This window comes from Nocardiopsis protaetiae, from assembly GCF_045446735.1.
GTDB classification, from domain to species: Bacteria; Actinomycetota; Actinomycetes; order Streptosporangiales; family Streptosporangiaceae; genus Nocardiopsis; species Nocardiopsis protaetiae.
On the sequence record NZ_JBJJBV010000500.1, the window covers coordinates 1 to 1,916 of the forward strand.

The following is a 1,916-nucleotide window of genomic DNA, read 5'->3' on the forward strand; positions in this document are numbered from 1 at the left end:
CCGGGCCCGCACCCCGCCGACCGGGCTACTCCGGCGACTCCGAGGCGGTGGGCTCGGCCGGCTCGCCGCCGACCGGCAGGACGATCCCCTGCCAGCGCTCCTCCATGAAGTCGCGCACCTGCGGGCTGTGCAGCAGCCCGTCCAGCCGCACGATGTCCTCGGCGTCCGCGTCCTCCGAGCGCACCACCAGCCCGTTGGCGTACGGGTTGTTCTCGGTGCCCTCCCAGGCCAGCGCGTTGGCCGTGTTCGGCAGGTCCGCCTCCAGGGCGTAGTTGCCGTTGACCACGGCCGCGTCCAGGTCCTGGAGCGAACGCGGCAGCTGGGCCGCCTCCACCGGTGTGACCTTGACGTTCAGCGGGTTGTCCTCGATGTCGTCCACCGTGGGCGAGCCCTCGACGTCGTCGGCCAGGGTGATCACATCGGCGTCGGCCAGCAGGTGCAGGGCCCGGCCCATGTTCGAGGTGTCGTTGGGCACCCCGATCTCGGCGCCCTCGGGCAGGTCCGCCAGGTCGGCGACGTCCTCGGAGTAGATGCCGAACGCCTCCAGGTGCACGTCCGAGACGTAGCTCAGGTCGGCCCCGGTGTTCCCCGCCAGGTACTCCTCCAGGAACGGCACCGTCTGGTAGTAGTTGGCGTCCAGCTCGCCCTCGGCCAGGGCGGCGTTGGGCTGGTTGTAGTCGGTGTACTCGACGATCTCCAGGCGCAGCCCGGCGTCCGCGGCCAGGTTCTCGTCGATGAACTGCAGGATCTCGGCGTGCGGGGTGGGGGTCGCGCCGACGCGCAGGACGGTGAGCCCGTCCTCGTCGGTCCCCTCCTCCGCGCGCTCGCTGGGACTGCCGCAGGCCGCCAGCACGGCGGCGGCCAGCGCCGCCGCCCCGGCCCCGCGCAGCACACGCCCCCACGGCGCCCCTGCCCTGTCTCCGGTCATCGCATCTCCTATCCAGGTGTCCAGACGGGTTCGGACGATCTCTCGGGGGGATCCAGGGGGCCGAGGGGGCACCGGGTCAGCGCCGGGTGAGCCTGCGCACCAGCAGGTCGCCCAGGCTCTGCGCCGCCTGCACGATGACGATGAGCAGGATGACGGTCGCCCACAGGTAGTGGTCGTTGAAGCGCTGGTAGCCCTCGCGGATGGCCAGGTCGCCCAGGCCGCCGCCGCCGATCGCACCGGCCATCGCCGAGTAGGAGATGAGGGCGACCACGGTCATCACCAGGCCGGCGATGAGGCCGGGCATCGCCTCGGGCAGCATCACCTTGCCGACGATCGTGAGCCGGCGGGTGCCCATGGCGTGCGCGGCCTCGATCACCTCGCGGTCGACCTCGCGCAGCGAGGTCTCCACCAGCCGGGCGAAGAACGGGATCGCGCCGATGCTCAGGGGGACGATCGCCGCCGTCGGGCCCAGGGTGGTGCCGACCAGGAAGCGGGTCAGGGAGAGCACCGCCACCATCAGGACGATGAACGGCAGCGAGCGGCCGATGTTGACGATGGCGCTGAGCACCGCGCGCACCGCGGGCGCGGGGGTGAGGCCGCCCCGGTCGGTGGTGACCAGCAGCACGCCCAGCGGCAGGCCGATCAGCACGCTGAAGACCGTCGCCCAGAGCACCATGTAGACGGTGTCCTGGGTGGCCAGCCACAGGCTGGGCCACATGTTCGGCCAGTCCTGGAGGAAGGCGACCACGACCTCCCAGGGGCCGGCGGGCTCGTCGGCGGCGGCCAGGAAGAGAATGTCGGCGGTTTCGGCGATCACTTTCCGGCCTCCTCGACCAGCAGGCCGTGCTCGGACAGGTAGGTCAGGGCCTCGGAGCGGCGGGCGCCGCGGACGTTGACGCCCAGGCGGCCCACGGACTGGCCCGCGACCTGCTCCACGCCGCCGCCCAGGATGTTGACGTCCACGTCGAAGCGGCGGGTGAGCTCGGAC

Annotated in this window: 3 protein-coding genes; all 3 read right to left on the reverse strand. The window is 72.1% G+C overall.

Annotation, left to right across the window (positions count from 1 at the left end; all coding sequences use genetic code 11):
- Positions 1 to 25 precede the first annotated feature (25 nt).
- Positions 26 to 928 (reverse strand): MetQ/NlpA family ABC transporter substrate-binding protein, encoded by a 903-nt coding sequence (locus ACJOT3_RS34315; RefSeq protein ID WP_406977296.1) that lies wholly within the window; start codon positions 926 to 928, stop codon positions 26 to 28.
- A 76-nt stretch (positions 929 to 1,004) separates the two neighbouring features.
- Positions 1,005 to 1,745 carry a methionine ABC transporter permease gene (locus ACJOT3_RS34320; RefSeq protein ID WP_406977297.1) on the reverse strand — a complete coding sequence of 247 codons (741 nt, stop codon included), beginning with the start codon at positions 1,743 to 1,745 and terminating at the stop codon, positions 1,005 to 1,007.
- The coding region (locus tag ACJOT3_RS34325) for an NIL domain-containing protein (RefSeq protein WP_406977298.1) at positions 1,742 to 1,916 on the reverse strand (175 nt) is incomplete at its 5' end. The genes ACJOT3_RS34325 and ACJOT3_RS34320, both read right to left, overlap by 4 nt.